The 25,340-nt window shown below is 70.0% G+C and carries 24 protein-coding genes; 7 read left to right on the top strand and 17 right to left on the bottom strand.

Annotated features, from left to right (window positions below):
- Nucleotides 1–62 precede the first annotated feature (62 nt).
- The 3 genes from E1258_RS11975 to E1258_RS11965 all read left to right on the top strand — a co-directional run bounded on the left by E1258_RS11975 (nt 63) and on the right by E1258_RS11965 (nt 4,412).
- Nucleotides 63–1,172, top strand: a complete 1,110-nt coding sequence (locus E1258_RS11975) for a tryptophan 7-halogenase (RefSeq protein ID WP_256370988.1) — start codon at nt 63–65, stop codon at nt 1,170–1,172.
- 151 nt (nt 1,173–1,323) lie between these two features.
- A complete protein-coding gene (locus E1258_RS11970) occupies nt 1,324–2,301 on the top strand; it encodes an aldo/keto reductase (protein WP_132399592.1) in 978 nt (325 codons plus the stop codon).
- A 269-nt stretch (nt 2,302–2,570) separates the two neighbouring features.
- Nucleotides 2,571–4,412: a cellulase family glycosylhydrolase gene (locus tag E1258_RS11965; RefSeq protein ID WP_243715371.1), complete on the top strand. Its 1,842-nt coding sequence runs from the start codon at nt 2,571–2,573 to the stop codon at nt 4,410–4,412.
- A gap of 506 nt (nt 4,413–4,918) precedes the next feature.
- Here E1258_RS11965 and E1258_RS33260 read toward each other — a convergent pair.
- The 4 genes from E1258_RS33260 to E1258_RS11950 all read right to left on the bottom strand — a co-directional run bounded on the left by E1258_RS33260 (nt 4,919) and on the right by E1258_RS11950 (nt 8,839).
- The gene (locus tag E1258_RS33260; protein WP_165949730.1) at nt 4,919–5,068 is read right to left on the bottom strand and encodes a hypothetical protein; all 150 of its coding nucleotides are present in this window, start codon (nt 5,066–5,068) and stop codon (nt 4,919–4,921) included.
- 7 nt (nt 5,069–5,075) lie between these two features.
- Nucleotides 5,076–5,333, bottom strand: a complete 258-nt coding sequence (locus tag E1258_RS11960) for a hypothetical protein (RefSeq protein WP_132399578.1) — start codon at nt 5,331–5,333, stop codon at nt 5,076–5,078.
- A gap of 320 nt (nt 5,334–5,653) precedes the next feature.
- A complete protein-coding gene (locus E1258_RS11955) occupies nt 5,654–7,483 on the bottom strand; it encodes a long-chain fatty acid--CoA ligase (protein ID WP_132399588.1) in 1,830 nt (609 codons plus the stop codon).
- Between the two features lie 222 nt (nt 7,484–7,705).
- A complete protein-coding gene (locus E1258_RS11950) occupies nt 7,706–8,839 on the bottom strand; it encodes an epoxide hydrolase family protein (RefSeq protein ID WP_207919522.1) in 1,134 nt (377 codons plus the stop codon).
- An 84-nt stretch (nt 8,840–8,923) separates the two neighbouring features.
- Between E1258_RS11950 and E1258_RS11945 the strand changes: the two genes are divergently transcribed.
- Nucleotides 8,924–9,937, top strand: coding sequence for a YafY family protein (locus tag E1258_RS11945; RefSeq protein ID WP_132399574.1), 1,014 nt, complete (start codon nt 8,924–8,926; stop codon nt 9,935–9,937).
- Here E1258_RS11945 and E1258_RS11940 read toward each other — a convergent pair.
- The 6 genes from E1258_RS11940 to E1258_RS11915 all read right to left on the bottom strand — a co-directional run bounded on the left by E1258_RS11940 (nt 9,925) and on the right by E1258_RS11915 (nt 16,208).
- A complete protein-coding gene (locus E1258_RS11940) occupies nt 9,925–11,037 on the bottom strand; it encodes a scyllo-inosamine-4-phosphate amidinotransferase (RefSeq protein ID WP_132399572.1) in 1,113 nt (370 codons plus the stop codon). The two genes, E1258_RS11945 and E1258_RS11940, sit on opposite strands and share 13 nt — an antisense overlap.
- A 2-nt stretch (nt 11,038–11,039) precedes the next feature.
- Nucleotides 11,040–11,615 carry a MaoC family dehydratase gene (locus E1258_RS11935; RefSeq protein ID WP_132399570.1) on the bottom strand — a complete coding sequence of 192 codons (576 nt, stop codon included), beginning with the start codon at nt 11,613–11,615 and terminating at the stop codon, nt 11,040–11,042.
- On the bottom strand, nt 11,605–12,846 hold the full coding sequence (locus E1258_RS11930) for an aminotransferase class I/II-fold pyridoxal phosphate-dependent enzyme (RefSeq protein WP_132399568.1): 1,242 nt from the start codon (nt 12,844–12,846) through the stop codon (nt 11,605–11,607). The genes E1258_RS11935 and E1258_RS11930 overlap by 11 nt, the downstream gene beginning before the upstream one ends.
- Before the next feature lie 47 nt (nt 12,847–12,893).
- Nucleotides 12,894–13,736: a CoA ester lyase gene (locus tag E1258_RS11925; protein WP_132399586.1), complete on the bottom strand. Its 843-nt coding sequence runs from the start codon at nt 13,734–13,736 to the stop codon at nt 12,894–12,896.
- A complete protein-coding gene (locus E1258_RS11920; RefSeq protein WP_207919520.1) occupies nt 13,736–14,773 on the bottom strand; it encodes a zinc-binding dehydrogenase in 1,038 nt (345 codons plus the stop codon). The genes E1258_RS11925 and E1258_RS11920 overlap by 1 nt, the downstream gene beginning before the upstream one ends.
- A gap of 100 nt (nt 14,774–14,873) precedes the next feature.
- Complete coding sequence (locus E1258_RS11915; RefSeq protein ID WP_132399564.1) at nt 14,874–16,208, bottom strand: peptide ligase PGM1-related protein; 1,335 nt, start codon at nt 16,206–16,208, stop codon at nt 14,874–14,876.
- A 428-nt stretch (nt 16,209–16,636) separates the two neighbouring features.
- Between E1258_RS11915 and E1258_RS11910 the strand changes: the two genes are divergently transcribed.
- A complete protein-coding gene (locus E1258_RS11910; protein ID WP_256370987.1) occupies nt 16,637–17,344 on the top strand; it encodes an aspartate/glutamate racemase family protein in 708 nt (235 codons plus the stop codon).
- Between the two features lie 183 nt (nt 17,345–17,527).
- On the opposite strand, the gene E1258_RS11905 is transcribed toward E1258_RS11910, so the two are convergent.
- The 6 genes from E1258_RS11905 to E1258_RS33255 all read right to left on the bottom strand — a co-directional run bounded on the left by E1258_RS11905 (nt 17,528) and on the right by E1258_RS33255 (nt 23,009).
- Complete coding sequence (locus E1258_RS11905) at nt 17,528–19,015, bottom strand: ABC transporter ATP-binding protein (protein ID WP_132399584.1); 1,488 nt, start codon at nt 19,013–19,015, stop codon at nt 17,528–17,530.
- Between the two features lie 2 nt (nt 19,016–19,017).
- Entirely contained in the window at nt 19,018–19,839 is an 822-nt protein-coding gene (locus tag E1258_RS11900) for an ABC transporter permease (protein WP_132399560.1), read from the bottom strand.
- Nucleotides 19,836–20,876: an ABC transporter permease gene (locus E1258_RS11895; protein WP_243715368.1), complete on the bottom strand. Its 1,041-nt coding sequence runs from the start codon at nt 20,874–20,876 to the stop codon at nt 19,836–19,838. The genes E1258_RS11900 and E1258_RS11895 overlap by 4 nt, the downstream gene beginning before the upstream one ends.
- Nucleotides 20,873–22,243 (bottom strand): ABC transporter substrate-binding protein, encoded by a 1,371-nt coding sequence (locus E1258_RS11890; protein WP_243715367.1) that lies wholly within the window; start codon nt 22,241–22,243, stop codon nt 20,873–20,875. Before E1258_RS11890 ends, E1258_RS11895 begins: the two co-directional genes overlap by 4 nt.
- 22 nt (nt 22,244–22,265) lie before the next feature.
- Nucleotides 22,266–22,583: a hypothetical protein gene (locus E1258_RS34635; RefSeq protein WP_243715366.1), complete on the bottom strand. Its 318-nt coding sequence runs from the start codon at nt 22,581–22,583 to the stop codon at nt 22,266–22,268.
- Between the two features lie 228 nt (nt 22,584–22,811).
- Entirely contained in the window at nt 22,812–23,009 is a 198-nt protein-coding gene (locus E1258_RS33255; RefSeq protein WP_165949728.1) for an RICIN domain-containing protein, read from the bottom strand.
- A 502-nt stretch (nt 23,010–23,511) separates the two neighbouring features.
- Here E1258_RS33255 and E1258_RS11875 point away from each other — a divergent pair.
- A complete protein-coding gene (locus E1258_RS11875; RefSeq protein ID WP_243715364.1) occupies nt 23,512–24,465 on the top strand; it encodes a DUF3626 domain-containing protein in 954 nt (317 codons plus the stop codon).
- A gap of 285 nt (nt 24,466–24,750) precedes the next feature.
- On the top strand, nt 24,751–24,879 hold the full coding sequence (locus tag E1258_RS35390; protein ID WP_256370985.1) for a hypothetical protein: 129 nt from the start codon (nt 24,751–24,753) through the stop codon (nt 24,877–24,879).
- Here E1258_RS35390 and E1258_RS11865 read toward each other — a convergent pair.
- The gene (locus tag E1258_RS11865) at nt 24,876–25,121 is read right to left on the bottom strand and encodes an SgcJ/EcaC family oxidoreductase (protein WP_256370986.1); all 246 of its coding nucleotides are present in this window, start codon (nt 25,119–25,121) and stop codon (nt 24,876–24,878) included. The genes E1258_RS35390 and E1258_RS11865 overlap by 4 nt on opposite strands.
- Nucleotides 25,122–25,340: the final 219 nt, after the last annotated feature.

The raw sequence follows: 25,340 nt of genomic DNA, 5'->3' as shown, positions 1-25,340 counted from the left end.
AGTTCTACAAGAACTTCGCGGTCTGGTCGTACTTTCAGCGGAAGGACCCGTTCGAGGGTGACCTGAAGGGCACGACATACTCGATCACCTTCGAGGACGGCTGGGTCTGGATGATCCCGATGAAGGGTGACCTGTACAGCGTCGGACTGGTCGTGGACCGCACCAAGTCCGCCGAGGTGCGGCAGCTGGGGGCCGACGCGTTCTACCGATCCACCCTGGCGAAGTGCGGCAAGGCCATGGACCTCCTCGCCGGCGCAAAGATGGTGGACGACGTCCGGATCGTGCACGACTGGTCCTATGACACCGAGGTGTTTTCCGCGGATCGGTTCTTTCTCTGCGGCGACGCCGCGTGCTTCACCGATCCACTGTTCTCACAGGGGGTGCATCTCGCCTCACAGTCAGCCGTCTGTGCGGCCGCGGCGATCGACCGAATCACCCACAACAAGGACGAGACCGACGCGGTGCACGCCTGGTACAACCGCACCTACCGTGAGGCATACGAGCAGTACCACGAGTTCCTGGCGTCGTTCTACACGTTCGCGTCCTTCACGGAACCGGACTCCGAATTCTGGCGGAAGCGGCGGATCAGCGAGTCCGACGACGAGCGGCTGAGCCGCAGGAAGTGGTTCGAGAAGTTGGCGCGCGATGGACAGGACTCCGGTGTGACGCTGGACGGCTTCCGCGACCGGGCGTCCACGATGATTTCCATCGGCAGGCACCAGCGGCAGCAGCTGAGCGACGAGTTCTCCGAGGCCGAGCTGAACGCGGCGCGGGTGCGCTGGATCAGCGATCTGACCGCCCGCCTCAACAGCATCACGCGGCTGCGGTGGACTGGCAGCAAGGCCATTTTGAAGCCCTACTACCGGGTCGATGCGCTGAGTTTTCGTCTTGAGCCGCGAGAAATTCTGTCCAACGAAGACGATCTGGACATGAACCAGTACCCGCTGGACGAGGCGACCCGGCAGGTCTTCCAGGACCTTGCCGAGGAGGAGTTCGGATACAAGACGCTCGTCAAGCGGCTCGGCGGTGTGGGCAGGCAGGAGCTCAGCACCCAGATCGTCCTCCGGCTCATGGAGGCCGGGCTGCTCACCGGCTACGACAGCGACGGCGCCAAGGTGACCGTCCAAGGCCGGCTTCACTTCGGCGGGGTCGGCGTCGAATACGAGGTGTGACACCGGCATCCGACTGCGTGGAGTGCCGGTGCGGCCGCCGTCCGATCACCGTGCGGCATGTCGATGCACGGAGATCGGACGGCTGGTGCCGGTTGGTACGCAGCGGTGCGAACCACCAACAGATCACACATCCCGGTCGAGAGGGAAGCATGTGAAGCGCATCAAGCTGGGGACTCTGGACATTTCCCGGATCGGCCTGGGCACGATGGGCATGTCCTTTGGCTACACCGGTGCGGGCATGGACGACACCGAGTCCATCCGCACCATTCACCGGGCGATCGAGCTGGGTGTGACGATGCTCGACACGGCGGAGGTCTACGGGCCGTTCACCAACGAGCGGCTCGTCGGCCGGGCCATCCACGGCCGCCGTGACGAGGTGGTACTGGCGACGAAGTTCGGCTTGATCTCGCACACGGGCGGCGGCCCGGGCCAGCTCGACAGCAGCCCGGCGAACATCCGCGCCGCCATCGAGGGCTCCCTGCGGCGCCTCGGTACCGACTACATCGACCTGTACTACCAGCACCGCGTCGACCCGAACACACCGATCGAAGACACCGTCGGCGCTCTCGCCGAACTCGTCGCCGAAGGCAAGGTACGCCAGATCGGGTTGTCCGAGGTCAGCGTCGGAACGATCCGCCGCGCCCACGCCGTGCACCCGGTCGCCGCGCTGCAATCCGAGTACTCCCTGTGGACCCGCGACCCCGAGGCGGCCGTGCTGCCACTCCTGCGCGAACTGCACATCGGGTTCGTGGCCTACTCACCGCTGGGTCATGGGTTCCTCACAGGCCAGGTCCGCTCGGCCGAGCATTTCGACGCCACCGACCTACGCACGACCAATCCACGATTCACCGGTGAGAACTTCCGGCGTAACCTGTGCATCGCCGACGAGGTCGAGGCCATCGCCGACGAGGTCGGCGCAACGCCCGCCCAGGTGTCCCTGGCCTGGATTCTCACCAAGGGTGACGACATAGTTCCCATCCCTGGCACCAAGCGGGTCGACCGGGTCGAGGAGAACATCGCCGCCGACCGCGTCGAACTGACCGCCGAACAGATCGCCAGGCTCGACAGCCTCCCGTTGGCGGCAGGCGAGCACCACAACGAAGAGCAGATGCGGATGATGGATCGCTGATCGGGCTACCGGCAGCACGCACCGCACGGCGCTGACCACAAGCTCAGCGCTGCGCAGTAGCCACAACATTGCAACAAGCGGTGCGGTGGGGTCGGCGCGGGGCCCGGCGCACCGGCGGCGCACCGGAAAAGGAGTGACCCGGCGCGCCGGAACCGCGAGACGCCACACCACTCATGCATTAACATTCGTCCATGATGGCTTCGCGAGCATTATTCACGTTTCTGGGAGCGGCGGGTCTGACTCTCGCCCTGACGACATCCGCCGGCGCCGTGGTCGCCGGGCCGCACGGCCCGGCGGCGACCACATCGGACGGTGGTGCTGTCTCCGTCGCGCCGCACCCCGCCCACGGCGGGGTGTTCCGCGACGAGCGGGGCCGCGAGGTCGTGCTGCGCGGCTTCAACGTCTCGGGCAGCACCAAGCTGTACGAGAACAACCTCCTGCCGTTCCGCAGCCGCGCCGACGCCGCCGTCTCCGCACAGGCCATGCGGGACCTGACCGGGGCGAACACGATCCGTTTCCTGATCTCCTGGGAGGGGGTCCAGCCGGCCCCGGACCGGATCGACACCGGCTACCTGGACCGGGCGGTCGAGCAGATCCGCGAGTTCACCGACCGTGGCATCTATGTCCTGGTCGACTACCACCAGGATCTCTACTCCGCTCACCTGTTCCACCGCGACAGCTGGTACACCGGTGACGGCGCACCCGCCTGGGTGATCCAAGCCGGCGGCTACCCCCGCGAGTCGTGCGGGATCTGCTTCCTGTGGGGGCAGAACATGATGACCAACGCGGCCGTGCGCCAAGCGATGGCCGACTTCTGGCACAACCGGACCCTGCGCACCGATGCCGGCGAGGTCGGCGTCCAGGACGCGTTCCTCACCCAGGCCACGGCGGCCATGCGGCATCTCGCGCAGCGGCTGCCGGCCGCGTCGTTCCGCAACATCATCGGGTTCGACCCGTTCAACGAGCCCTTCGACGGGGGTCTGGAGGGCCGATCCGGCGCGGAGTGGGAACGCACTTACCTGCTCCCGTTCTACCAACGCTTCCGCGCGGCGATGGACACCGCCGGCTGGACGGCGAAACCGGCCTTCGTCGAGCCCCTGGTCTTCTGGAACACCGGATTCTTCGAGCAGGGCGGGCTACCGCAGTCCCCGCCGCTTGGCGAACGCTTCGTGTTCAACAGCCACTACTACGACGGCGCCCGGATCACCCTGGACCCCTCCCCCGCCGGCGACGGCACATACGCGGCGGCGATGAACCGGATCCGGAGCCGGGCCGGTGACCTGGACACCGCGCCGTTCGTCTCCGAGTTCGGCAACAAGCTCTCCGGCCACGGCAGCGACCGGACCCCGTGGATGCTGCGCGCGATGTACCAGGGCATGGACGCCGGGGTGGCTGGAGCCCGGTGGTGGGCCGACCCGCGCGCGGGCGGGACGGTGCTGTCGGGCACCCAGTGGCAGTGGGACATCTACCACGACCGGCACCACGAGCTGATGAACGGCAACCCGGACAAGGTGCAGACCGACGGGGACGCCTGGAACGACGAGGACCACTCGGCCGTCGAGATGGACGACGCCGGGACCGTGACACTCCGGCTGGACCGGCGGCTGCTCGATCGGCTCTACCCGAGTGCGGTGGCCGGCGACACCCTCGCCTTCGCCTACGAGGACCTGGCCCGATCCGGCTACGGCGGCGCCGGGCAGCAGCGCGCCTGGCTGACCCCGCCGGCGACCATGCCGGCGGTGTCGGCGCTGGTGGCCGGACGCCAGTACGGGGTGCTGGTCTGGCGTCAGCCGGCCACCGGTCCGAACGGGCCGACCGAGCTGCACCTGCCCGCCTCGTTCCCGGCCGCCGGCACCGCCGTGGTGAGCGACGTCGCCACCCTGCACGGCGTCCCCGCCACCGGGCCGGTGTCGGTCGCCCGGGAGGTCGGCGCGCGTTCCGCGCAGCGCCTGCTGGTCGACACCGCCGACTCCCCCGCCGGTACGGTGCACGTCGCACTCGTGGTCGGCGCCACGTCCGGCGCACCGGTGACCGCCGAGCAGCTCACCGCGGCCCGCTCGGAACTGCTGCGCTGGCGGGACACCATGTTCGGTCCCACAGCCCGCCGGTAGGCCCGTTTCGAGCGTGCCCGGGGCAACGGAGGGGGTGCCCCGCCCGGGGCGGGGCACCCCCTCGGCCGCCGCCACCCTCGGCAGCCACGGCAGGAGTTCCTCAAGGTCGACAATCCGTGGGGAGCTGGGTCTCCTCCCCCGGGCCCGCGTCTCCTGGTCGGCCGGTTCAGCGGCGCACCGTGGTCGGCGCGCCCAGGGTGACCGGAGCGATGCTGATCCTGTCGATGTCGGGGGCGTAGGCGTCCGGGTTGCCGAAGACCAGCGGACCGTCGGCGGTGGAGCCTCACCGGGATGGTGCGTTTTAGGAAGCGGTTCTTCCGCCTCGACCGTGACCGCGGCGGTGTCGGCCTCGGCGACCCGGGTGATGGTCACCTGCTGGAGCAGGATGCCCCTGGTCGAACGGATCTCGACCTCGTTGATGCCCTGGCTGAGGTGCACCCGCACGGTGGAGCGCCAGTCGCCCCGGCGAGATGCGGCGACCGTGGCCACCCGACGGCCGTTGACCGTCACCTTGGCGCTCGTGGCGCCGGTGCTGCGGTGACGACGGACGGGATGCCGGAGACGCCCTCCGCGCCGGACAGGGTGATCTCGCGAACCTCGATGTCGACGCGCGGGCCGAAGACGCGCGGCTTCAGACCGGACAGGCGCAGGAACACCGGCTTGCTAACCGCCGCCGTACAGGACAGTGGCCCGCTTGTTGGCGACGTCGACAGCGCCGATGCCCTGGAGGGTGTCCACCGTGTCGAGGGCGGGTGGCGTGACGGCGACGGTCTGGGCACCCTCCAGGTCGCCGTACCACTTGAACATCCACCAGCCGGCGTTCGCGGCGTTGACGCGGGCGCTGTTGTCGCTCAGGTTCCCGGCGTAGTTCAGTACGCGGTCTGCCCGTCGACCTTCAGGTCCTCCATGGTGGACAGCCACTGGATGAGCTGTCCCGGACCCACGCCGCAGCCGCCACGTCACGGACACTCGGAACGGCATCCCGCCGTTGCCGGGCCGGCCTGCCGGAAGACGGTCGCATCACCGCACCAGCATGATCGGTCACCCTGCGTCGGGTCGCCCGACATCCCGCCCTCTCCGGACAGAAACCGCAAAATCGGGCTGAACCCACCACCCCGATGAACCGGCGGCTCCCCCACCCGTTCACGTTCGTCCTCACCCGTGACGAGGCGCGGTGAGGGCACCCGGCAGCAGATGTGGTGGAAGGTACGCCTCAACCGGCGTACGGGGACAATCTTGCGTCAGTGGCCCTGGTAGAGGGCGTCGACGTCGGCGGCGTACCGTTCGATGACGACGTCGCGCTTGATCTTGAGAGTGGGGGTGAGTTCCCCGGCTTCCTCGGTGAAGTCCTCGGGCAGGACGCGGAACGTCTTGATCTGCTCCGCCGTGGACACCGTCTCGTTGGCCCGGTCGATCGCGGCCTGCACCTCCTGGCGCAGCTCCGGGCTGTCCCGCAGCTCGGCCACGGAGGCGTCCGGGCGCTGGCGCGCGGCACGCCAGCGCACCCAGGCCCACTGGTCGATGGTGACCAGCGCGGCCGCGTAGGGCCGGCCGTCCCCGACGACCAGGCACTGGCTGACCAGCGGATGGGCGCGGACGGCCTCCTCCATCGGGGCGGGGACGACGTTCTTGCCCCCCGCGGTGATGATGATCTCCTTCTTGCGGCCGGTGATGCGCAGCCAGCCGTCGTCCCAGCTGCCCAGGTCACCGGTGCGGAACCAGCCGTCGGCGGTGAACGTCGCCCCGGTGGCGTCCGGATTGTTCCAGTAGCCGGGGAAGACCACGTCTCCCCGGGCGAGGATCTCCCCGTCGTCGTTGATGCGCAGCTCCACGCCGGGCAACGGCCGGCCGACGGTGCCGATCCGTTGGACCGACGGCGGGTTCACCGTCAACGCCGGTGACGTCTCCGTCAGCCCGTACCCCTCCAGCACGGTGACCCCGACGCCGCGGTAGAAGTGCCCCAGCCGCTCGCCGAGCGGCGCGCCGCCGACGATGGCCGTCCGGCACCGTCCGCCCAACGCCGCCCGGATCTTCCGGTACGCCAGCAGGTCGCACACGGCGTGGGCCAGCCGCAGCGGCAGGCCGGGGCCGCCCGGGGTGTCGCGGGCGCGGCTGTGGCGCACCGCCACCTGTGCGGCCAGGTTGAACAACCGGCCCCGGTGCGCATCGGCCGCCTTGTCCCGCGCCCGGTTGTACATCTTCTCGAAGACCCGGGGCACCGCGAGGATGAACGTCGGGCGGTAGGTGCGCAGCTGTTCGGTGACGCCGGTGACGTCGGCGCTGTGCAGCAACGTGGCGCGGGTCTGCACCATGCCCACCTGGATCAGCCGGGCGAACGCGTGCGCCAACGGCAGGAACAGCACCGTCGACGCCCCCGGGTGCAGGACCGGTGACAGCACGTCGACGGCGGCGGTGACGTCGCAGTGGATGTTGCGGTGGGTCAGCACGCATCCCTTGGGCCGGCCCGTCGTCCCGCTGGTGTAGACGATCGTCGCCATGTCCGCACCGGTCACCCGGGTACGACGGGCGTCGACCTGGTGGTCGTCGACGCTCCGGCCGCACCCGGCGAGGGCGATCAGGTCACCGGCGTCGATCTGCCAGACCTGACGCAACGCCGGCAGGTCCGGCCGCAGGCCGGCGAGCATCTCGGCGTGGCCGGGTTGCTCGACCACGCAGCCCGTCGCCCCGGCGTCCGCCAGGATCCAACCAACCTGGTCCCGGCTGGCGGTGTCGTAGATCGGCACGGTCACCGCGCCGATCGCCCACAGGGCGTAGTCGACGAGCGTCCACTCGTAGCGGGTACGGCTGAGCAGGGCAATCCGGTCACCGTGTGCCACGCCGGAGGCGAGGAAGCCACGGGCCAGGACCAGGACGTCGTCCCGGAACTGCTCGCACGTCACCGGCAGCGCGCTGCCGTGCACCGGCCGTCGGGCGGGCCACGCCCGGGACACCGGCGCCGGGCGGACGAACTGCACCGCTGCGGGGTCCTCCCGGGCATTGATCCACACCTGCTCGGCCAGGCCCAGTGTCCCGGATACCGCGGGCGCGGTCGCCGTCGCCACGTCCTGCATCGTCATCCCCCTCGCCGCCCGCGGCACAGGCCGGACCCGTCGTACGGGTCTGTCCCATCGTGGCGACCCCGTCGGGGGTGATTGCCGAAAATGGCGAAAATGCTCCCGGACCGGGCCGACGACGGGTAGTGCGACCGGGCGCGCAGACGCAGGGCTTCGCGGTCAACGAGGGCCCGGCCAACCCGGCCAGCCGGTGGGCTGGCCGGGTTGGCCGGGCCGGTCTCAGCGCAGCGTCCGGAAGAACGCGCGCAGGTCGTCGACGAGGAGGGCAGGCTGTTCCATGGCGAAGAAGTGCCCGCCCCGGTCGTACTCGGTCCAGCGCACGACGTGGTGGTCGCGCTCGGCGAGGCGGCGGACGGTGAGATCGCGGGCCGTGGCGACCAGGACCCCGGTGGGTACGTCGCCGCGACCGGCCTCGTCGCTCCACGCGGCGGCGGTGATGTCCTCGTAGTAGACCTGGGCGGCGGAGCCGCCCGTGCCGGTCAGCCAGTAGAGGGTGACGTTGGTGAGCAGACGGTCGCGGTCGACTGCGTCGTCGGGCAGCCCGTCGTCGGGGTGGTCGGTGAGCCGCTGGAAGTGCTCCACGATCCAGGCGAGCTGGGCGGCCGGCGAGTCGTGCAGCCCGTACGCCAGGGTGTGTGGGGACTTCGCCTGGATCTGGAGGTAGCCGTCGTTGTACTCCGCCATGTCTGCCAACCGGCGCTGCTCGACCTCGGTGAGGCCGTCCAGTTCCCCCTCGGCACCGGTGGGGAAGGTGAACAGCGCGTTGACGTGCACGCCGATGACCCGGTCGGGGGCCTGCCGGCCGAGGGCCGAGGCGACCCACGAGCCGGTGTCGCCGCCCTGCACGCCGTAGCGGTCGTACCCGAGCCGGGCCATCAGCCGCCCGAGCGCCCCGGCCATCCGCTGTGTGCCCCAGCCGGGTCCGACCAGTGGGGCGGAGAACCCGAACCCGGGCAGCGACGGCACCACCAGGTGGAACGCGTCGTCGGGGTCGCCGCCGTGGGACCGCGGGTCGGCCAGCGGGCCGAGGGTGTCGAGGAACTCGACGAACGAGCCCGGCCAGCCGTGCAACAGCAGCAACGGCGTCGCGTCCGGCTCGGGTGAGCGGACGTGCAGGAAGTGCAGGCGCTGGCCGTCGACGTCGGTGACGTACTGCGGGATGTCGTTGAGCGCGGTCTCGTGCTTACGCCAGTCGTACCCGGTCCGCCAGTACCCGGCCAGTTCCCTCAGGTAGGACGCGGGGACGCCGCGCTGCCAGCCGACGTCGGGCAGCTCCGGCCAGCGGGTGGCCGCCAGCCGTGTTGCCAGGTCATCCAGGTCGGCCTGTGGGATCGCGATACGGAAGGGGCGGATGTCGTCAGCTGCGGTAGTCACGGCACCGACGTTAGGAGCCACTGAGGTCAGGATCGGTCCCAACCTTCTGGCAGTCTCGCCACCATGGTGAGTTCCTCGGCGCGGCTGCTCCAACTGTTGTCCCTGTTGCAGTCCCGCCGGCACCGCTCCGGCCCGGAGCTGGCCGACCGGCTCGGCGTCACCGTGCGCACGATCCGGCGGGACGTCGACCGGCTACGGGAGCTCGGCTACCCGGTGCACGCCAGCCAGGGCCGCGCCGGCTACCGGCTCGGTGCCGGGGCAGTCCTGCCGCCGCTGCTGCTCGACGACGACGAGGCAATCGCGGTCGCGATCGGGTTGCGCACTGCCGCCGCCAGCGCGGTGACCGGCATCGACGAGACGGCGCTGCGGGCGATGACCAAGCTGGAACAGGTCCTACCGGCCCGGCTACGCCACCAGGTCGCGGCGGTGCAGTACGCCACCGTCCGTGCGGGGCATCCGGGGCCGACGGTCGGTCCGGACGTCCTGGCCACGATCTCCGCCGCCTGCTACCGGCGGGAACGGCTGCGGTTCGACTACACCGACCACCACGGCGGCCGGTCGAGCCGGCTGGTCGAGCCGCACACCCTGGTCAGCTTCGCGCGGCACTGGTACCTGCTGGCCTGGGACACCGGGCGCGGCGACTGGCGGTGCTTCCGCGTCGACCGGCTCCGCCCCTGGACCCCGACCGGCCCACGGTTCGCCGGCCGGGAGCCACCCGGCGGGGACGCGGCGGCGTACCTGGCGCGGCAGTTGTCCCTCGGGCCGTGGGCGGTACAGGCGAGCGTGACCATGCACGCACCGGCCGCCGTGGTGACCGAGCGGCTCTGGCCCGGCATGGGCACGGTGGAGGCCGTTGACGCGACGAGCTGCCTGCTGCACCTCGGCGCCGGCACGCCCGGGGACCTGGCGTGGATGGTGGCGGTGATCGGCGTCGACTTCACCGTCGCCGGGCCGCCCGAGCTGGTCGACGCCGTACGGGGGCTCGGCGACCGGTGCCGGCGGGCCGTGCCCGGAGGGGATGTGGACGGTGGCGTGGGCTCGCTCGCGCCGGGACACGGGGCCGCTCAGTCCAGATAGTTCTCGGGCCCGCCGACCCGGACGGTGTCCAGCGTGACACAGTGGAAGCCGCCACCGAGCAACTGCGCGTGGCGCAGCCGGTGCGGCAGCACGGTGATCCCGCGCCCCTCGATCGCGGCGATCAGCTCCGGCTGGTCGGCGTCGACGATGGCGTGCTCCTCGTCCACCATCAGCAGGTTCATGCTGATCCAGTGTTCGCTCAAGGTGGGCGGTCCCACCGCTGACCGACGCAGCGGCGGACACCACAGCACATCCCAGCCACGCAGCGGTTCCGGTATGGCGTCCGGCTTGATCCGGCCCGGGTTGAGCAGCACCAGCCCAGGGCGCAGCAGGGCGATGGTGCTGTCGATATGGGTGTAGCCGTAGATTCCGCGCAGCGGATGGACCCGGATGTCCCCCAGCAGCCGGACGACGGACTCCAGCCAGCGTAGACCGAACTCGTTGCCACTGCGCGACACCTGGTAGAAGAGGTCGCGGCCGAGCCGGAGGACGTTGGCGGCGTCGAAGACCGGTTCGCTCTCCCCCAGGTCTGGCAGACCGTCCGGGTCTACCAGGTACAACTCGTCGAGCAGTTGCGGGCGGGGCGCGGCCAGCCAGGTGGCGCCGTGCAGCAGGTAATGCTGGAAGAGGGGGCGCAGCCCGAACAGCTCGAAGTAGCGGGACCGCGTCGGGCTGGCGGTCTCGATGATGGTGGAGCCCACCACCAGGGTGAGATCGCGCGGGCAGTACGAGGTGAAGCCGGCGCTGCGCCAGCGTGGCGTGGCGAACTCGACGCTGTGGTCGACGATCGCGGGCCGGTGCACGGTCACGCCCAGCCCGCGCAGGCTGGCGCAGAGTACGGCCAGGTCCTCGTTCGTCTCCTCGACGATCTGCGCCGGCACCTCGCCCACCTCGAGCTTGCCCAGCTCGGCCCGGGTCAGTTTCGGAAAACAGCTCAGCCACGCCGACGGGTCGTCCTGCTCCGGGAGACGGATGTGCGTGGCGTCCCCGACGACGATCTCACGGAGCCGGGTGAACTCGTCCCAGGAGTTCACCGCCGGCCGACCGAACGGATCCGGGACGGACGGGGCCGGCGTGGTGACGGTCCGCTCTGCGGTCACGGTCAGTATCCTGTCCTGTCGTCGATGCTGGATTTCTCCGTCGGCAATTTCTCCGTCGGCACCAGAAAGCTGCGCTCGAAGGTGAGGACCACCTCGCCGGTGGCCTTGCGGCCGGTGGTACGGCAGCTCACGATGCCCTCGCCCGGCCGGCTTGTGGAGAGCCGTTTGGCGGTCACCTCGCTCTCGGCGTAGAGCGTGTCTCCGACGAAGACCGGGTTGGGCAGGTGGATCCGGTCCCAGCCGAGGTTCGCGATGGCCCGGCCGCTGGTGCTACGGGCGGTCATCCCGCCGACGATGCTCAGGGTCACCAGGCTGGAGACGAGTGGTCGGCCCCACGGGCCCGCGGCGGCGTACGCGCCGTCGATGTGCAGCGGTGACGCGTTCATGCTCAACATGCTCATCAGCACGTTGTCCATCTCGGTAACGGTGCGGCCGGGGCGGTGCTCGATCACCGTGCCGACGACGATCTCGTCGTAGTAGAAGCCGACCTGTTCGCGGTACCGATTCTCCCCCACCATGCGGTAACCGGTCGGACCGCAGCGGTCCGCCGCCGGCCGCCCTTCCTGTTCAGGCCGCATCGGTCAGCTCCCGCACGTGGTCGGCGAAGGTGGCCAGAACCCCCTGGTCGATATCCGCGCGGATCATGATTCGCAGCCCGGCCTGTCCCTGCGGCACGATCGGGAAGAACACCGCGGAGCTGTAGAAGCCCCGCTGGTACAGCTCCGCGGAGAGCCGGATCGCCCGATCGGCGTCGCCCACGGTGATGCGACGCACCGGCAGGCCGTTGCCGGCGAAGGAGGTGGGCAACAGCTCGTCGAAGTACGCCACGTTCTCGTGCAGCCGGCGCTGCAACTGGCCCAGCTCAGCTGAGCGGTGAATGGCGGCGCTCGCCAACGACGCTCCCACCAGGGGCAGGGCCATGTTCTGCGACCAGCCCACCGGCCCGCCGTGCCGGGCCAGAAAGTCGTACATCGCCCGGTCACCGAGCATGGCCACGCCGCCGCCGGTGCCAAAGCCCTTGCCCAGGCTGGTGACGACGACGGTGAGCGGGTTCATGGTCAGGCGGGATCGCACGAAGCCCTCGCCACGCGCGCCCACAAGCGAAAGCGAGTGCGAGTCGTCGATGAAGAGGAACAATCCGTACCGGTCCTGGAGTTCCAACAGACCGTCCAAGGCGGCAGCGCCGCCCATCGAGTACGCGCCGTCGGCGACGTAGGCCACGCTGGGGTACCGCCTGCAGACGTCCTCCAGGTAGTCCAGGTCGTTGTGTTCGCAGGTGAGGACCAGGCTCTCCTCGGCGCAGATCGGCTTCACGTACGACATGCAGAAGTGGCAGAACCGGTCGAAGACCATCACCCGGGGGCCACCCGGAGCGAGGTGCCCGGAGGCGACCAGGGGCAGAATTCCGGCGGTGAGCGCGCTACAGGTGGTACCAGGGAGCACCTGGGCGCCGAACAGGTCGCCCAACTCCTCCTCCAGCCGGGCCAGCAACTGGTGCCGGATGCGGGTGGTGGAGGTGACCAGCCAGGTGGTGCCGGCCTCGCGTAGCGCCGACATCGCACCCGCGATCACCGCCGGATGGTGGTTGAGCCCGAGGTAGGCGCAGGAACACATGTTGACGAACTCGCGACCGGTCGCCCGGTCGACGAGCCGGTTGTTCGAGTCGCCCGAGGGCGTGTCGACCCTGATCCCGGTCAGGCCATGGTCGGCCGCCGCCTGCCAGACCGGGTCGGCGGTCCGGATCATCTTCTCGGCGTTGCGATACCGGTGCGGCCCGACGACGCTCTGGTGCTCTTCGGTACTCGTCATTTCCCTCTCCCTGCCGATGGGGCCGACGGCTGCTGTCTCGGCGACGGTCAGCCGGATGGGTCGAACTCGTCGAGCAGCCGTTGGGACGCCTCGAAGAAGGGCCGGCCGACCATCACCCCGTCGACGGTGGTGATGCCCTGGCCGCTGCGCCGGCCCGCGGCCACCACCCGCCGGGCCGCTTCCAGCGACTCCGCGTCCGGTGAGAAGACCTGGTTGATGATGGCCACCTGGCGTGGGTGCAGGGCGATCTTGCCGCTGAACCCGAGGTCCTGTGCCAGGATGGCCTCCCGCCGCAGCGCGGTCAGGTCCTGCAGTTGGAAGGTCGGCGAGTCGATCGCCTCGACCTCGGCCGCTCGGGCGGCATTCACCACCCGGATCCGGGCCTGCGCCAGCGGCCCCCAGCGCAGTCGGGTGCCGAGAGCGGACGCGTAGTCTGCGGCTCCGAAGATCAGCGCACGCGGGCGGGGGGACGCCGCCGCGATCGCCGCGGCGTTCTCCACCCCACGCGGCGTCTCGATCACCGCGCACAGTTCGAGGTCAGGGCGAACCGGTCGGAGCAGTCGCGCCACTATCTCGACGTCGCGCGGCGATTCGACCTTGGGTACCAGCACGATAGGTGGCTTGACCGGATATTCGCGCAGAGCGAGCAGGTCCCGCATGCCGTCCGGATCGGTGATCACGTTGACCCGGACGGCGCACCGGCGATCTGCCGCGCTCTCGCAGGTGAAGAACGCGGTCGCCCGGGCCCGGGCCTCGGCCTTGGCCTGCGGCGGTACCGAGTCCTCCAGGTCGACCAGGCAGATGTCGGCTCCGGACCGGTGGCAGTTGGCGTACCGGTCGACCGCGATCGCCGGCGTGCAGAGCATGGAACGGCAGTACCGGGTGAACATCATGCCTCCCGGCGTACGTCGATGAGGACCTTGCCCGTGGTGGCGCGGGCGGCGATCGCCGCATGCGCGGCGCCGACCTCGTGCAACGCGACCGTCCGGTCGACGTGGACCGTGAGCCGACCCCGCCCCGCCAGCTCGAAGAGCCGGTCGGCGACGCCGCACAACAGCCCACGGTCGTCGACCACGTGCCGCATCCAGAAGCCGACGCAGCCGATGGACCCCTGGGCCAACTGCGCGGTGGTCACCGCGACGACGCCGGCCGGGTCCTGCGTGCCCGCCGGTTCGGCCCCGGCCAACCCGGCACCGCCGCCGACGGTTCCGGGATCGCTCCGCGTTGCGGGACGCCAGCCCAAACAGACCAACCGTCCGAACGGTGCCAGGCTGGCGAGGGCGGCCCGGGCCACCGCGCCGCCCACCGAGTCGACGAACAGGTCCACGCCGGCTCCGCCGGCCGCCTCTCGCACCCGGTCGGCCAGCTCCGGGTCGGCCGGGTCCAGCGCCACGTCAGCGCCGAGCCCCTTGACGAACTGCCGCTTCACCGAGGTCGACGCCAGCCCGATCACCGGCGAGGCACCGAGCGCTGCCGCGAGCTGCACCGCGAGGTGCCCGACCCCGCCGGCCGCGGCGGAGACCGCCACGCTCTCCCCTGCCCGCAGCCGACCGGCCAGCGACAGCGCCCCGTACGCGGTGCCGCCCTGCTCGAACAGGCCGAGCGCCTGCGCGTCGTCGATGCCCACCGGGATCTCCACGGTATGCGCGTCCCGGGCCGCCACCACCTCGGCGTACCCACCACCCTGGCGTAGCAGCGCGGCCACCCGCCGGCCGTCGGCCCGCCGGTACCCGACCGCCTCCACCCCGAGCACCGCGGGCAGCGGCAGCTCCGGCTGAGCACCGGCAGTTCGCTCCACGTCGTCGAAGTTGACCCCGGTCAGGGTCACGTCGATCAGGCTCTCCCCCGCGCCGGGCGACGGTTCGGGTATCCGCTCGACGCGTAGCGCTTCCGGGCCGCCGGGTCGGCGCAGGACCACCGCCCGCATCCGCCGGCTCATCGCGACCGCCGGCGACCGATGGGGTTCGGCCTGACGTTCACCGGCCCCCGGCCAGAACCGCTGGTCCGTCCCGACGACGTGGCGCGGGTCATGACCACTGGTCCACGAAGAGTTCACCCAGCCTGCGGTGCAGCTGCTCCGCCGACTGAAGATCGTCCGCGACAGCGCAGCAGGCGACGGTGCCGTCCCCGTCAACGTCGTTGGAGGTGACCACGACCCCGGTACGGCTGGCCGGGTCGTAACCCAGGCCGGCCGCCGCGAGCCGCCCGATGGCCGCCGTGAACGACGGCACGGCCCAACCGTCGCGTTCCAGGAAGACTCGTTTCTCCCGGTAGCCGGGATCGACCACGCGGCCGTCGAGCACCAGGTGCAGGTGGGTGGTACCGGTCAGGCGACAATTGGTCTCGGTGAAGAGCACCTGCCCGTCCGGGGTGACGATGGCGTCGGCACTGACCACCCCCCGGTAACCGAGTACGCGTAGGGACTCGACCAGCCGATCGGCGCCGTCGAGCAACTCCGCTCTGGTCTCCGCGTCGATCGTCTGCGCCGGCACCACCGTGCCGATCGCCACCGGCTCCATCAACAGCTCACCCACCCCGATGAGCTGGGCTGCCTCCTCGGTGACGAGGAACTCCGCGTAGACGGTGGTGGAGCCGGGGAAGAACCGCTCCACCACCAGCCGGTGCGCGTGGCCGGCGGTGAGCCACTCCCAGCGCCGCTGAACGTATGACAGCAGCGCGGGACGGTCCGGCAACACCACCACCCGGGGTGCGCCGGTCGGCACGACGCCATCGGTACGGCTGAGGATCTCGTTGCCGAAACCACCACCGTTGAACTCCAGCTTCACCATCACGCTGTGGTCCTGATCGAAAAGGTCGGTGATCGCCTCCAGCGCCTGTTCCGGCCGGGTGACCACGGTGCCTGGGGCGATCGGCACCCCGGCTCCGGCGGCCAGCGCCCGAAATCCGGCCTTGCTGTTCACCAGCGCGTCGCCGGCCTGGGCGCTGAACGGATAACCGGGTAAGGCCGCCTCCGCGGCCAACGCCCGGGCGAGCCCGGTGACGGAGAGATCCTTGTAAACGGCGACGATCTCGACCGGCTGCCGGTTGCCGAGGGCGCGGCGCAGATCGTTCAGGAAGCTCGGATCGGTGAGCCGATCCGGGGTGAGGATATCCGAGCCGAGACTGCCAGGTGGGGGGATCACGACGGTCAGCGAGGAGGCGTCGGTTCCGGTCAGGTGGGTGACGTAGGTCAGATAGTCCGCCGGCGGGGCGAACGGCAACACCAGTACGTCGCCGTCCCGGGCGAACCAGAACATGCGCTGTGCGACGCAACCACCGGCCCGCAACTGGTCGGAGGTCAGTCCCGCCAGATCGCCGACCATCTCCCAGGTCCGGCTGTTGCCGATGATCAACGTCGTCATGACCGCCCCATCACTGTCGGCGGCATCCTCGGGCACGGCTGCGCCCAGCCGGAATCAACCGACGGCGAGCATGCGACAGAAGACAGCCCGGGCCACCGCCACGACCTTGGCATTGACAGATGGAAATAATTGAAATCCGCCGACCGAAACGCTACCGACCGGCGTCAATGATCACAAGAAGTGATCCGAATCGCACTCAACGTGGCGACGACCGGGTCCCGCGCCCTGGGGCGGACGGTACGGCGAGGTGAGGCGGGCCCGGCCCACGATCGCCAGCCTGCTCTACGACGCCAAGGAGCCGATGGCACTGTCGATGAGCGTGCACAGGATCGGGACGTCCGACCGATGACCAAGCTGCGGGTCACGTGCCAACTGTTCGATCACGCCTTGACTGCCGATGGTAGGAAGGACACGTGCTAACGATCGGGATGCTAGGCGGAATGAGCTGGGAGTCCAGCGCCCACTACTACCGATTGGTCAACGAACTGGTCCGTGACCGCCTCGGCGGCCTGCACTCGGCACGGTGCGTGCTGTACTCCGTCGACTTCACCGATATCGAGCACCTCCAGAGCACCAGGCAGTGGGAACAGGCGGGTCGCCTGCTCGGCCAGGCCGCCGCCGCGGTGCAGGCCGCGGGCGCCGACCTGTTGCTGCTGTGCACCAACACCATGCACAAGGTCGCCGACCAGGTCCAGGCCGCCGTCAGCATTCCGCTGCTGCACCTGGGCGACGCGACCGCCGAGGCGGTCACCGCCGCCGGCCTGCACACAGTGGGACTGCTCGGCACCGCCTTCACCATGGAACAGGCCTTCTACCGCGATCGGCTCGCCCGCCACGGCCTGCGCGTGATCGTCCCGGAACCGGACGACCGCGCCGAAGTGCATCGCATCATCTACGACGAGCTATGCCTCGGCGACGTCCGCGAGGCATCCCGACAGACCTATCAGAAGGTCATCGAGCGCCTCGTCCGGTCCGGTGCGCAGGGCGTCATCCTCGGCTGCACCGAGATCGAACTGCTGATCTCACCCGCCGACAGCCCCGTTCCCGTCTTCCCGACCTCTCGGCTGCACGTCGAAGCCGCCGTCAACGCCGCATTACAAGACCGGACCCGGCAGCTCAAAACCAGCGCAGCGTAACCCCAGCAGGGCCGTTTGATCTCTGCGGCGTCGATTCCAACCGGCAGGAACCACAGAGCTCGCTCGGCCGCCACATGACTATGGCTCGCCACCCATCTGCTGATGTCGCTCCGGCCGATCAGGGGTAGCCAGCGAGCTGGGCTGCTGCTGCAGCAGCCCAGCTCGCTCTACGTCGACCGTCAGTCATCCCCCGGCATGTACCGGTGGCGTGCTGCTGGGTGGTCTCAACTGCCCGGTGTGCGCCTGCCGCTCTGGGCCCGTCGGCGTCGTGGTCGCTGTGAGGACGTCATGGGCGACGGCGTTCGCGAGGGCCAGGTCGTGGGTGACGAGCAGCAGGGCGCAGCGGGACCGGTCGACCTGTTCCATGAGGGCGCACATCGTCTCCTCCTGGGTCACGAGGTCCAGCCGTGAGGTGGGCTCGTCGGCGAAGATCAACAGTGGGTCGAGGAGCATCGCGCGGATGATCGCCACGCGCTGCAGTTCGCCGCCGGAGACCTGCCCGGGGGGTCGGTGCAGCAGATCCTCGCTGAGACGCATCGCGCCCATCAGCCTCTCGAGGCGTCCCGGCTCGGGGCGGTGGCGGCGCAGGACGTCTCGCAGCCCGACGATGATCGGCACCCGGGAGGGAAATGCCACGGCGGGATCCTGGTACAGCTTCTGCAGCCTTCCCCCGCCGAGATCGGCGGCATGGACGACCCTGCCGACGTCGGGCGGCAGCAGGCGCAGCAGGACGTTGCCGAGGGTTGTCTTGCCGGATCCGCTGGGCCCGGCCAGGGCCAGCCGCTGCCCGGGGCGGATGGTCAGCGTGACGTCCGCGAACAGGTCCCGCTTGCCGTATCCCTTGGTGACTCGGTCGGCCTGGATGAGAAACGGCGTGTCGGGTTCATCTGCCGGTGGGGATCCCATGGCGGACACCCATGGGTGCTGCCACCGGCTGGGTTCGGCAGCCAGCAGCCGTTGTGTGTACGCATGCGACGGGTTGGTGAGGACCTGCTCCGCGGTCCCGCGCTCGACGATGGCGGCTTCGCGCATCACCAGCACCTGCCCGCCCAGGCGGCGGGCCAGGTCTAGGTCGTGGGTGATGGTGAGCAGGACGCCGTCACCGGTGACGTGCTGCCGCAACAGGTCGGCGAGTTCCTCACGGGCGTGGGTGTCGAGGCCTTTGGAGGGTTCGTCGGCGATGAGTATGCGGGCTCCGCCGACGGTGGCCGCAGCGAACGCGACACGCTGTGCCATCCCGCCGGAAAGGGTGTGCGGGTAGCTGCGGGCAGCGTCGCCGACGCCGAGGGTGCCGAGCAGCTGCTCCGCGGCGTGGTACGCGGACCGCCGGTCGGAGCGGAAGGCCGGAGCCCCTTCGGCGACCTGCCCCCGTACCCGCATGGTCGGATCGAGCGCGAGCACCGGCTCCTGCGGCAGCAGCGCCATCACCCGGCCCCACAGGCGGCGGCGGGCGCTCCGTTCCGCCAGGTCGTACCCGGTGCCGTCGATGGTCACCCGGCCACGGGCGGTCAGCCCGGCGGCGAGGGTACCCATGACGGCGTGCGCGAGCAGCGACTTGCCGGAACCGCTCTCCCCGACGATCGTCACGGCCTCACCGCGGGGCAGGTGCAGGTCGGCGACGTCGACGAGGGTGCGCCCGCCGTGCGTGATCACGACGTCCTGCAGGTGCATGCTCACGATGCGCTCTCCTTGGTTCGCAGGCCGAGCAGCCCGACGAGGACGACGACGAGCACGAGCGCCGGCGCCACGGACATCCACGGTGCCTCGTGGTAGAACGGGAACGCCTCGGTGATCATCTGGCCGAGCTCGGGGGTCGGCGGCGCGACGCCGACACCGACGAAGCCGAGGGTGGACACGGCCAGCACGGCGGTGCCGATGCCGAAGGTGGCCATGGTGGTCAGCAGGGGGCGCAGGTCCGGCCACAGGTGGCGGCGTAGCACGTGCATCGGCCCGAGGCGCAGCAGCGTCGCGGCCTCGACGGCCGGTCCGCTCAACAGCAGGGCGCTGCGGGCCCGCACCACGCGGAAGTACTCGATCCACTGGGCCAGGGCAATCCCGGCGTAGAGGGTCCACAGCTCTCCGCCGGACATCGCGGACACCATGAGGACGATGAGCAGCGCGGGCAACGCCACGAATGCCTCGGACAGCCCGTGCAGGACGGTGTCGACGAGTCCGCCGCGCCAGGCGGCGAGGATGCCGGCCAGCATGCCGGCGACGATCGCCGTCGCGACACAGGCGACGGCGATCAGCAGCGACAGCCGGGTGGCGGACGCGAGCCGTCCCGCGACGCTGCGCCCGAGGTGATCGCGGCCCAACGGTTCGGACAGGCTGGGCGGTTCGAGGAAGCGGGACAGGTCCTGCGCGACGGGGTCCGGCCACACCCACGGGCCGGCGACGGCGAACACCGCGAGCAGCATCAGCAGCCCAAGGGCCCCGCGTTGCGCCAGGGAGAGCCCGCGCAGCCGCGCCCGAGCGCTCGTCACGGCGGCGCTCACGAGGGCACCGACCGGCGCCGTGGCCGCGGGTCGAGGCCGAGCCCGGCCACGTCGACCACGGTGTTGACCGCGACGACGAGCAGCGCGAGGGCCACCGCGGCGGCCTGGACGACGGGAACGTCACGCCAGAAGATGGCGTGGACCAAGGCGTGCCCGAGGCCCGGCCAGGCGAACAGACTCTCCACGACCACCACCCCCTCGATCAGGACCAGCGCCTGCACGCCCACGTACGCGGCGAGGGTGACACCGGCGTTGCGCAGCACGTGCCGCAGCAGCACGGCACGCTCACCGAGGCCTTTGCTCTCGGCGAAGGCGACGAAGTCGCTGGTGCGGATCTGCGCCACGGTGTCGCGGGTGACCCTGGCGAACAGCCCGGACAGACCGACCGCGAGCGTCACCGCGGGCAGCACGACGTTGGAGGCGGCGCCGTGGCCGACAGCCGGGAGCCAGCCGAAATGCACGGAGAACACCAGGATCAGTAGTAGGCCGAGCAGGAACGGGGGCAGCGCCCGGGAGCCGGCGACCCATACCGTGGTGACCCGATCGAGCAGGCCGTTGGGCCGCCGGGCAGCCACCACCCCCACCGGGACGCCGACGGCCAGGGCCAAGGCGAGCGCCGTACCGGCGAGGTGCAGACTGCTGGTCACCGGCAGGTACAGCTCGTGCAGGACGGGAGCGCCGGTGACCAGGGACGTACCGAGATCGAGCCGTACGAGGTCGGCCCACCAACCGGCCAGCTGCTGCCATACCGGGGCGTCGAGGCCGAGGTCGGCGCGCACCGCGTCGGCCGATGCGGCGGTGACCCGGTCGTAGCCGTAACGTCCGGCAGCGATGCGGTACGCGAGGTCGCCGGGCAGGTTCTGCACGATGAGGAAGCAGGCGGTAGACACCAGCAGTGTGACCGAGACGGCCTGCAGGGCCCGCTGCGCCAGTACCCGCAGGATCGGCCGGGCCGTGCCCCGGCGCACCGCGCCGCGCTCGACTCGTGTGGCTTCCACGGTCTCCTCGGCGTCCAACGGCGGAGGAATCGTCGTCACGACGACCACCGCAGCTTGTCGATCAGCCACGAGCGCTCCAGCGGATCCAGGGTGAACCCGTCGACGCGGTCGCTGACCACCGCGCTCTGCCGGTACCAGGCCACCGGGATCAGCGGCAGCTCGCTGTGCAGGATGCCCGCCACCTTCGTGCGTGCCGCCGCAGCCGTGGCGGTGTCGACGCCGCCGGCCAAGTCGTTGAGCGTGCTCGTCAGTTCGGCGTTGTTCCAGTCCATCGCTCCCCAGTCGGCACCGCGCGGATCGTAGTCGCCGATCAGGGTGGCCAGCGGGTCCGGCACGAGGGCGAAGTTGCGGGCGAACAGAGCCAGTTCCAGCGTGCCGTCCTGGTGACCGGCGGGAATCTCGCTGGAGTTGCCGACCTTCACCTTCACACTGATGCCCACCTGCTTCAACGCTTCCTGCATCGCGGTGGCCAGCACCGGCAGCTCGGGTCGGTCCGGGAAGGTTCGCAGGCTCACCTCGAACCGCTTGCCATCCTTGGTCACCACGCCGTCCGGGCCAGGAACCCAACCTGCCTGGCGAAGCAGCTCCCGGGCCCCCTCCACGTCGTGCCCCAGCGGTGCCACCGACTTCTGGTGCCACTGTTCCAGCGACGGCGGGAACAGCTGTGTCGCCGCCATCTCCTCATCGCGCAACAGAGCGGTCGCCATTGCCTTGCGGTCCAGGGCAGCACTGATCGCCCGGCGCACCCGGACGTCACCCAGCTTGTCGTGCCCCGCGTTCACCTTCAGCAGGATGGTCCGGGGAAGGGTCACCGACCTGATCTCGACACCGTCGGCACGCTCCACCCGCTGGCGGCTGACCGGGTCGAGGCCGAGCGTCACATCGGCCTGCCCGCTCTCGGCCATCAGCGCCCGGGTCTCGGCGCGCCCGACCGCCTGGTACGAAACGCGCTGGATGGCCGGTGCGGTACCTGCCCAGCGGTCGAACGCCACCACGTCGATCTCGGCGGGCTGCTTGACGCGCTCGACCTTGTACGGGCCGGTCCCGATGACGGCCTGCACGGTCTTGTCCTTGCCGTACGACGCGGGCGCGAGCACCTGCGCGCTGGTGTGCGCCAGGACGGCGGGAAGAGGTGCATACGGCTTGCTCAACTGCACCCGGACCCGGCCGTCGGTCGCCGTGACGGCCTCGATCGGCGCGTCGGCCAACGGCGTCGCCGGCTTGCCCCGGGCAATTTCCAGCGAGGCGACGACCGCCTCAGGGGTCACGTTCGTGCCGTCGTGAAACACCGCCCCGGGCCGCAGGGTGAACGTCCACTCCCGCTGGTCGTCCGAGACCTTCCACGACGTCGCGAGGCCGGGCTGCACGGCGCCCCGGCCGTCGGCATCGACCAGAGTCTCAGCCACTTGCAAACGGGTGAAAAAACCGTCACCTGTGGACGGGTCGAGGCTGTGCACCTCGAACGGACCGACCACCCGCAGCGTCGTCGACGCGCCACTGCTCCTGCCGTCGGCGCCCGGTGACGCGCTGCACGCCGTCAGGGCCACCGATGCCGCGATCAATACGCCCGCGAATAGCCGCCTGGCCCACGTCATGTTCATCTCCTTCTCCGGTAACAGCGAGAAGGTAAATGAAAACCATTTTCATATCAAGTTGTAATATATGCATGCTGGCATCCGACTGGACCACTTCCGACGTCGAACCGCAACCCGCCACCGACCGCGCCAGCCGGTCCAGCTTCGTCACGGTCATGGCGCCCCCGGCCCGACACGCGGCAAGGGCCTCGCGCAGGCCGGGGCCGGGCTCGGTTGGCACCGGTCAGCCCCTTGTCGAGGTGCCCGGCAAGACGTGCCCACATGCGGTCACCCACCAGTGTCGATTGGTGTGACCCACTCGTGGCCTGCGGTCTCGCCGGGCACCCCGCGAGGAAGGGCCGGGAAGGGCTCTGCCCTGCTCGACGTGCTTGTCGGCTGGTCAGGCCGGGACGAACTGCCACTGTTGGTTGATTCCGCCGCTGGCGTTCCACTGCACGACCTGGGCCCCGTCGTTCGTCGCGCGGGCGTACACGTCAGCGACGAGGCCGCTGTCGCGGCTGACGATGCGGTAGGTGCCCGGCGCCGGGCCGCTGCCACCGCTGCCCACGGTGAAGTACTCGACCGCGTCGGTGAACATGGTGGTACCCGACTTCGCAGTCGACAGGGTGAGGTGAACCCGGCTGGCATGGTGAAGGATATTGGTTGGGCGGTGCGCGAGCCGAGTGGGATGTTGAAGGTGGTGCTACCGGATCCGATGACCGCGCCGTCGGGCCTGTCGAGCCTGGCGGCCCAGGTGAAGTCGACGGCTGTACCCGTAAAGCCGTTGCGCGCCCGGATCACCATCCGCCTGCCAGCCGGCCCACCCGGGCCAGGAGCGGGGCGATGGCCACCAGCGGACCCCTCGTGTTCCCGTCGAACCGAAAGGTCGTCGGCGGTGGCCGTCCGCGCGTCGGGCGAGGCGTGCCGCCATCTGCAGAAATGACGGACAGCGGAAGCAAGCAGGTTGCCGCGGGTCGAGGGCTGGTGCAGGCTATCGTCGGAGTCGACGGCCATTCGCCGGCGACGGATCCGAATGCCGCTGTTCCGCTTGCGCCAAAACCCGTCTGCCGACATCCAGCGCACCCGGCATGATGATAGTCGTGCACTCAACAGACAGCGGGGTTGAGACGGTCCCAATAGGCGCGGACCCGAAGCAGGCCCAGGCCATCCACCCCTCGTGCCGACGAGCCCTGGAGCATGTCGCCGCGCTGTCTGCCGGCCCGCCGGCCGACGCATCCCTGCGAATCACGCTCAACTTCCATCCCGACCGCATCGCCACCGGCCAGCCAATCCTGCAGGCGCTCGCCGCCGACGGCAGCTACCTGTCCCAGTTCGTGACCGGCACCAGCAACGGCGGACTCACGGCACATCCCGGCGGCGACCGATGGCGCTGGGAACACACCATGTTCGCCGGCGCCTACGACCAGGCCCCAGCCCACGTTCGACCCGTCTACGGCGGGCTGAACTTCCGCGACAAGGTCATAGGCGCGGCACCCCGCTTCGGATCAGCCCACCTGCGGCTGACCACAGCGGCCCTGGCCAGGGCGACGTTCTGTTACCCGGACAGCTTCTTCGAGCCGACCGCCTTCGCGGTTGCCGACCGCATGTCCCTCATCGCCCTCGCCACCGCCGATCAACAAGACGAGCTCGACGACTACATCGAGGCACACGTCCACGGCGGCGTCCGGCTCGCCCACGACGTCGAGGCCCTCGTCCTCGACCCCAGCTACCAGCACACCGACGTCGAGACCGCCGCCCGGCAGCTGCCCTGCCCACTCGAATGGCACCCGGGATTCCGACTTTCCGTCGCCGAACTTTGCCGACACCCCGACTACCGCGGTCAGCACTACGTCGACCTCGGCACCACACTCGCCGACGGCGGCTACCTCACACCCCGACTGATCGGCGACGCCGCCCGCAGCGGAAATCACGACCAACAGGACCTCAAACGGGTCTGGCACTACCTCGCAAGGTTCGGCGCACCGGCGACCAGTCACCGGAGATCGCGAGTGAAGCGCCGCCTGCGTGAGAAAAGACCGCCGCCAACGCGGTGAGAAGTCAGCCGATCCCCATGTCATCGCCCCGAGAGCCGCCATATCCAATGAGAACCTACAACGATTGCGAGTTCTCACCATCGATGATGCTTTATCGAGAGCGTGTCGCCGTCAATGCCGCCTGCGGCATCACTCGGTCGAGAGGGCACCTCGCGGGTGAGATTACGCTAGGACACGCGTTGACAGCGTGACGTTCGATGATCCGAAGCTGGTGTCGTGTGCCGGCCTCGTACCAGTGATGCGGCTGGCCAGCAGGCCGGCCCGCACGACGCGGTCGCTGATCGGGTGTCGTTGCCGACGGGCAAGGGCGCGAACCCGGCGGCCAAGGTCGGCGGCTACAACGTTTGGCTGCACGGTTGCAACCCCCTCCTCGCCACACTGCCCACCCTGCTGGCCGCTCCGGACGCACTCTAGCTGCGCATCACCTGCGTGTTCTGCGCCGCTGCGATCCGCCAGGTGCCATCGTCCTTCGCGAGGACGTACAGCGGGCGGCCCTCGTGGGCGTCCGGGAGCGGGTCGCCGTCCAGCCGGATCGGTCGCTGCCGGACGTTGACCACCGCCACGTCGGGGCGCACGAACAGCACCCGCTCGATGTCGTAGACCGCGGTGGAGTCCCGCATCGCACCGGGCAGGACCTTGTGGGTGAACGCGCTGATCCTAACTTGATCTTTAACCCTTGCGTCGTGGCCTCGGGCTATTCGAGGTCTTCGTTTTCTTGGTGTTGCTGTTCGGCTTGTTGCTGGTAGCGGCTGTGACGATGTGGACGTCGTGGCGGGCGGCTCGGTGGCGGTTGGGGTGTCCGGGTGGTCGTCCGGGGCCTGGTCGGCTCGGTTTCGGTGCGGCGGCGGGGCAGCCGGCTTTGGTGCGTAGGTGCC

The sequence above is a fragment of the Micromonospora sp. KC207 genome (genome assembly GCF_004348615.1).
Taxonomy (GTDB): Bacteria; Actinomycetota; Actinomycetes; order Mycobacteriales; family Micromonosporaceae; genus Micromonospora.
This window is presented reverse-complemented; position numbering and strand designations above follow the sequence as displayed.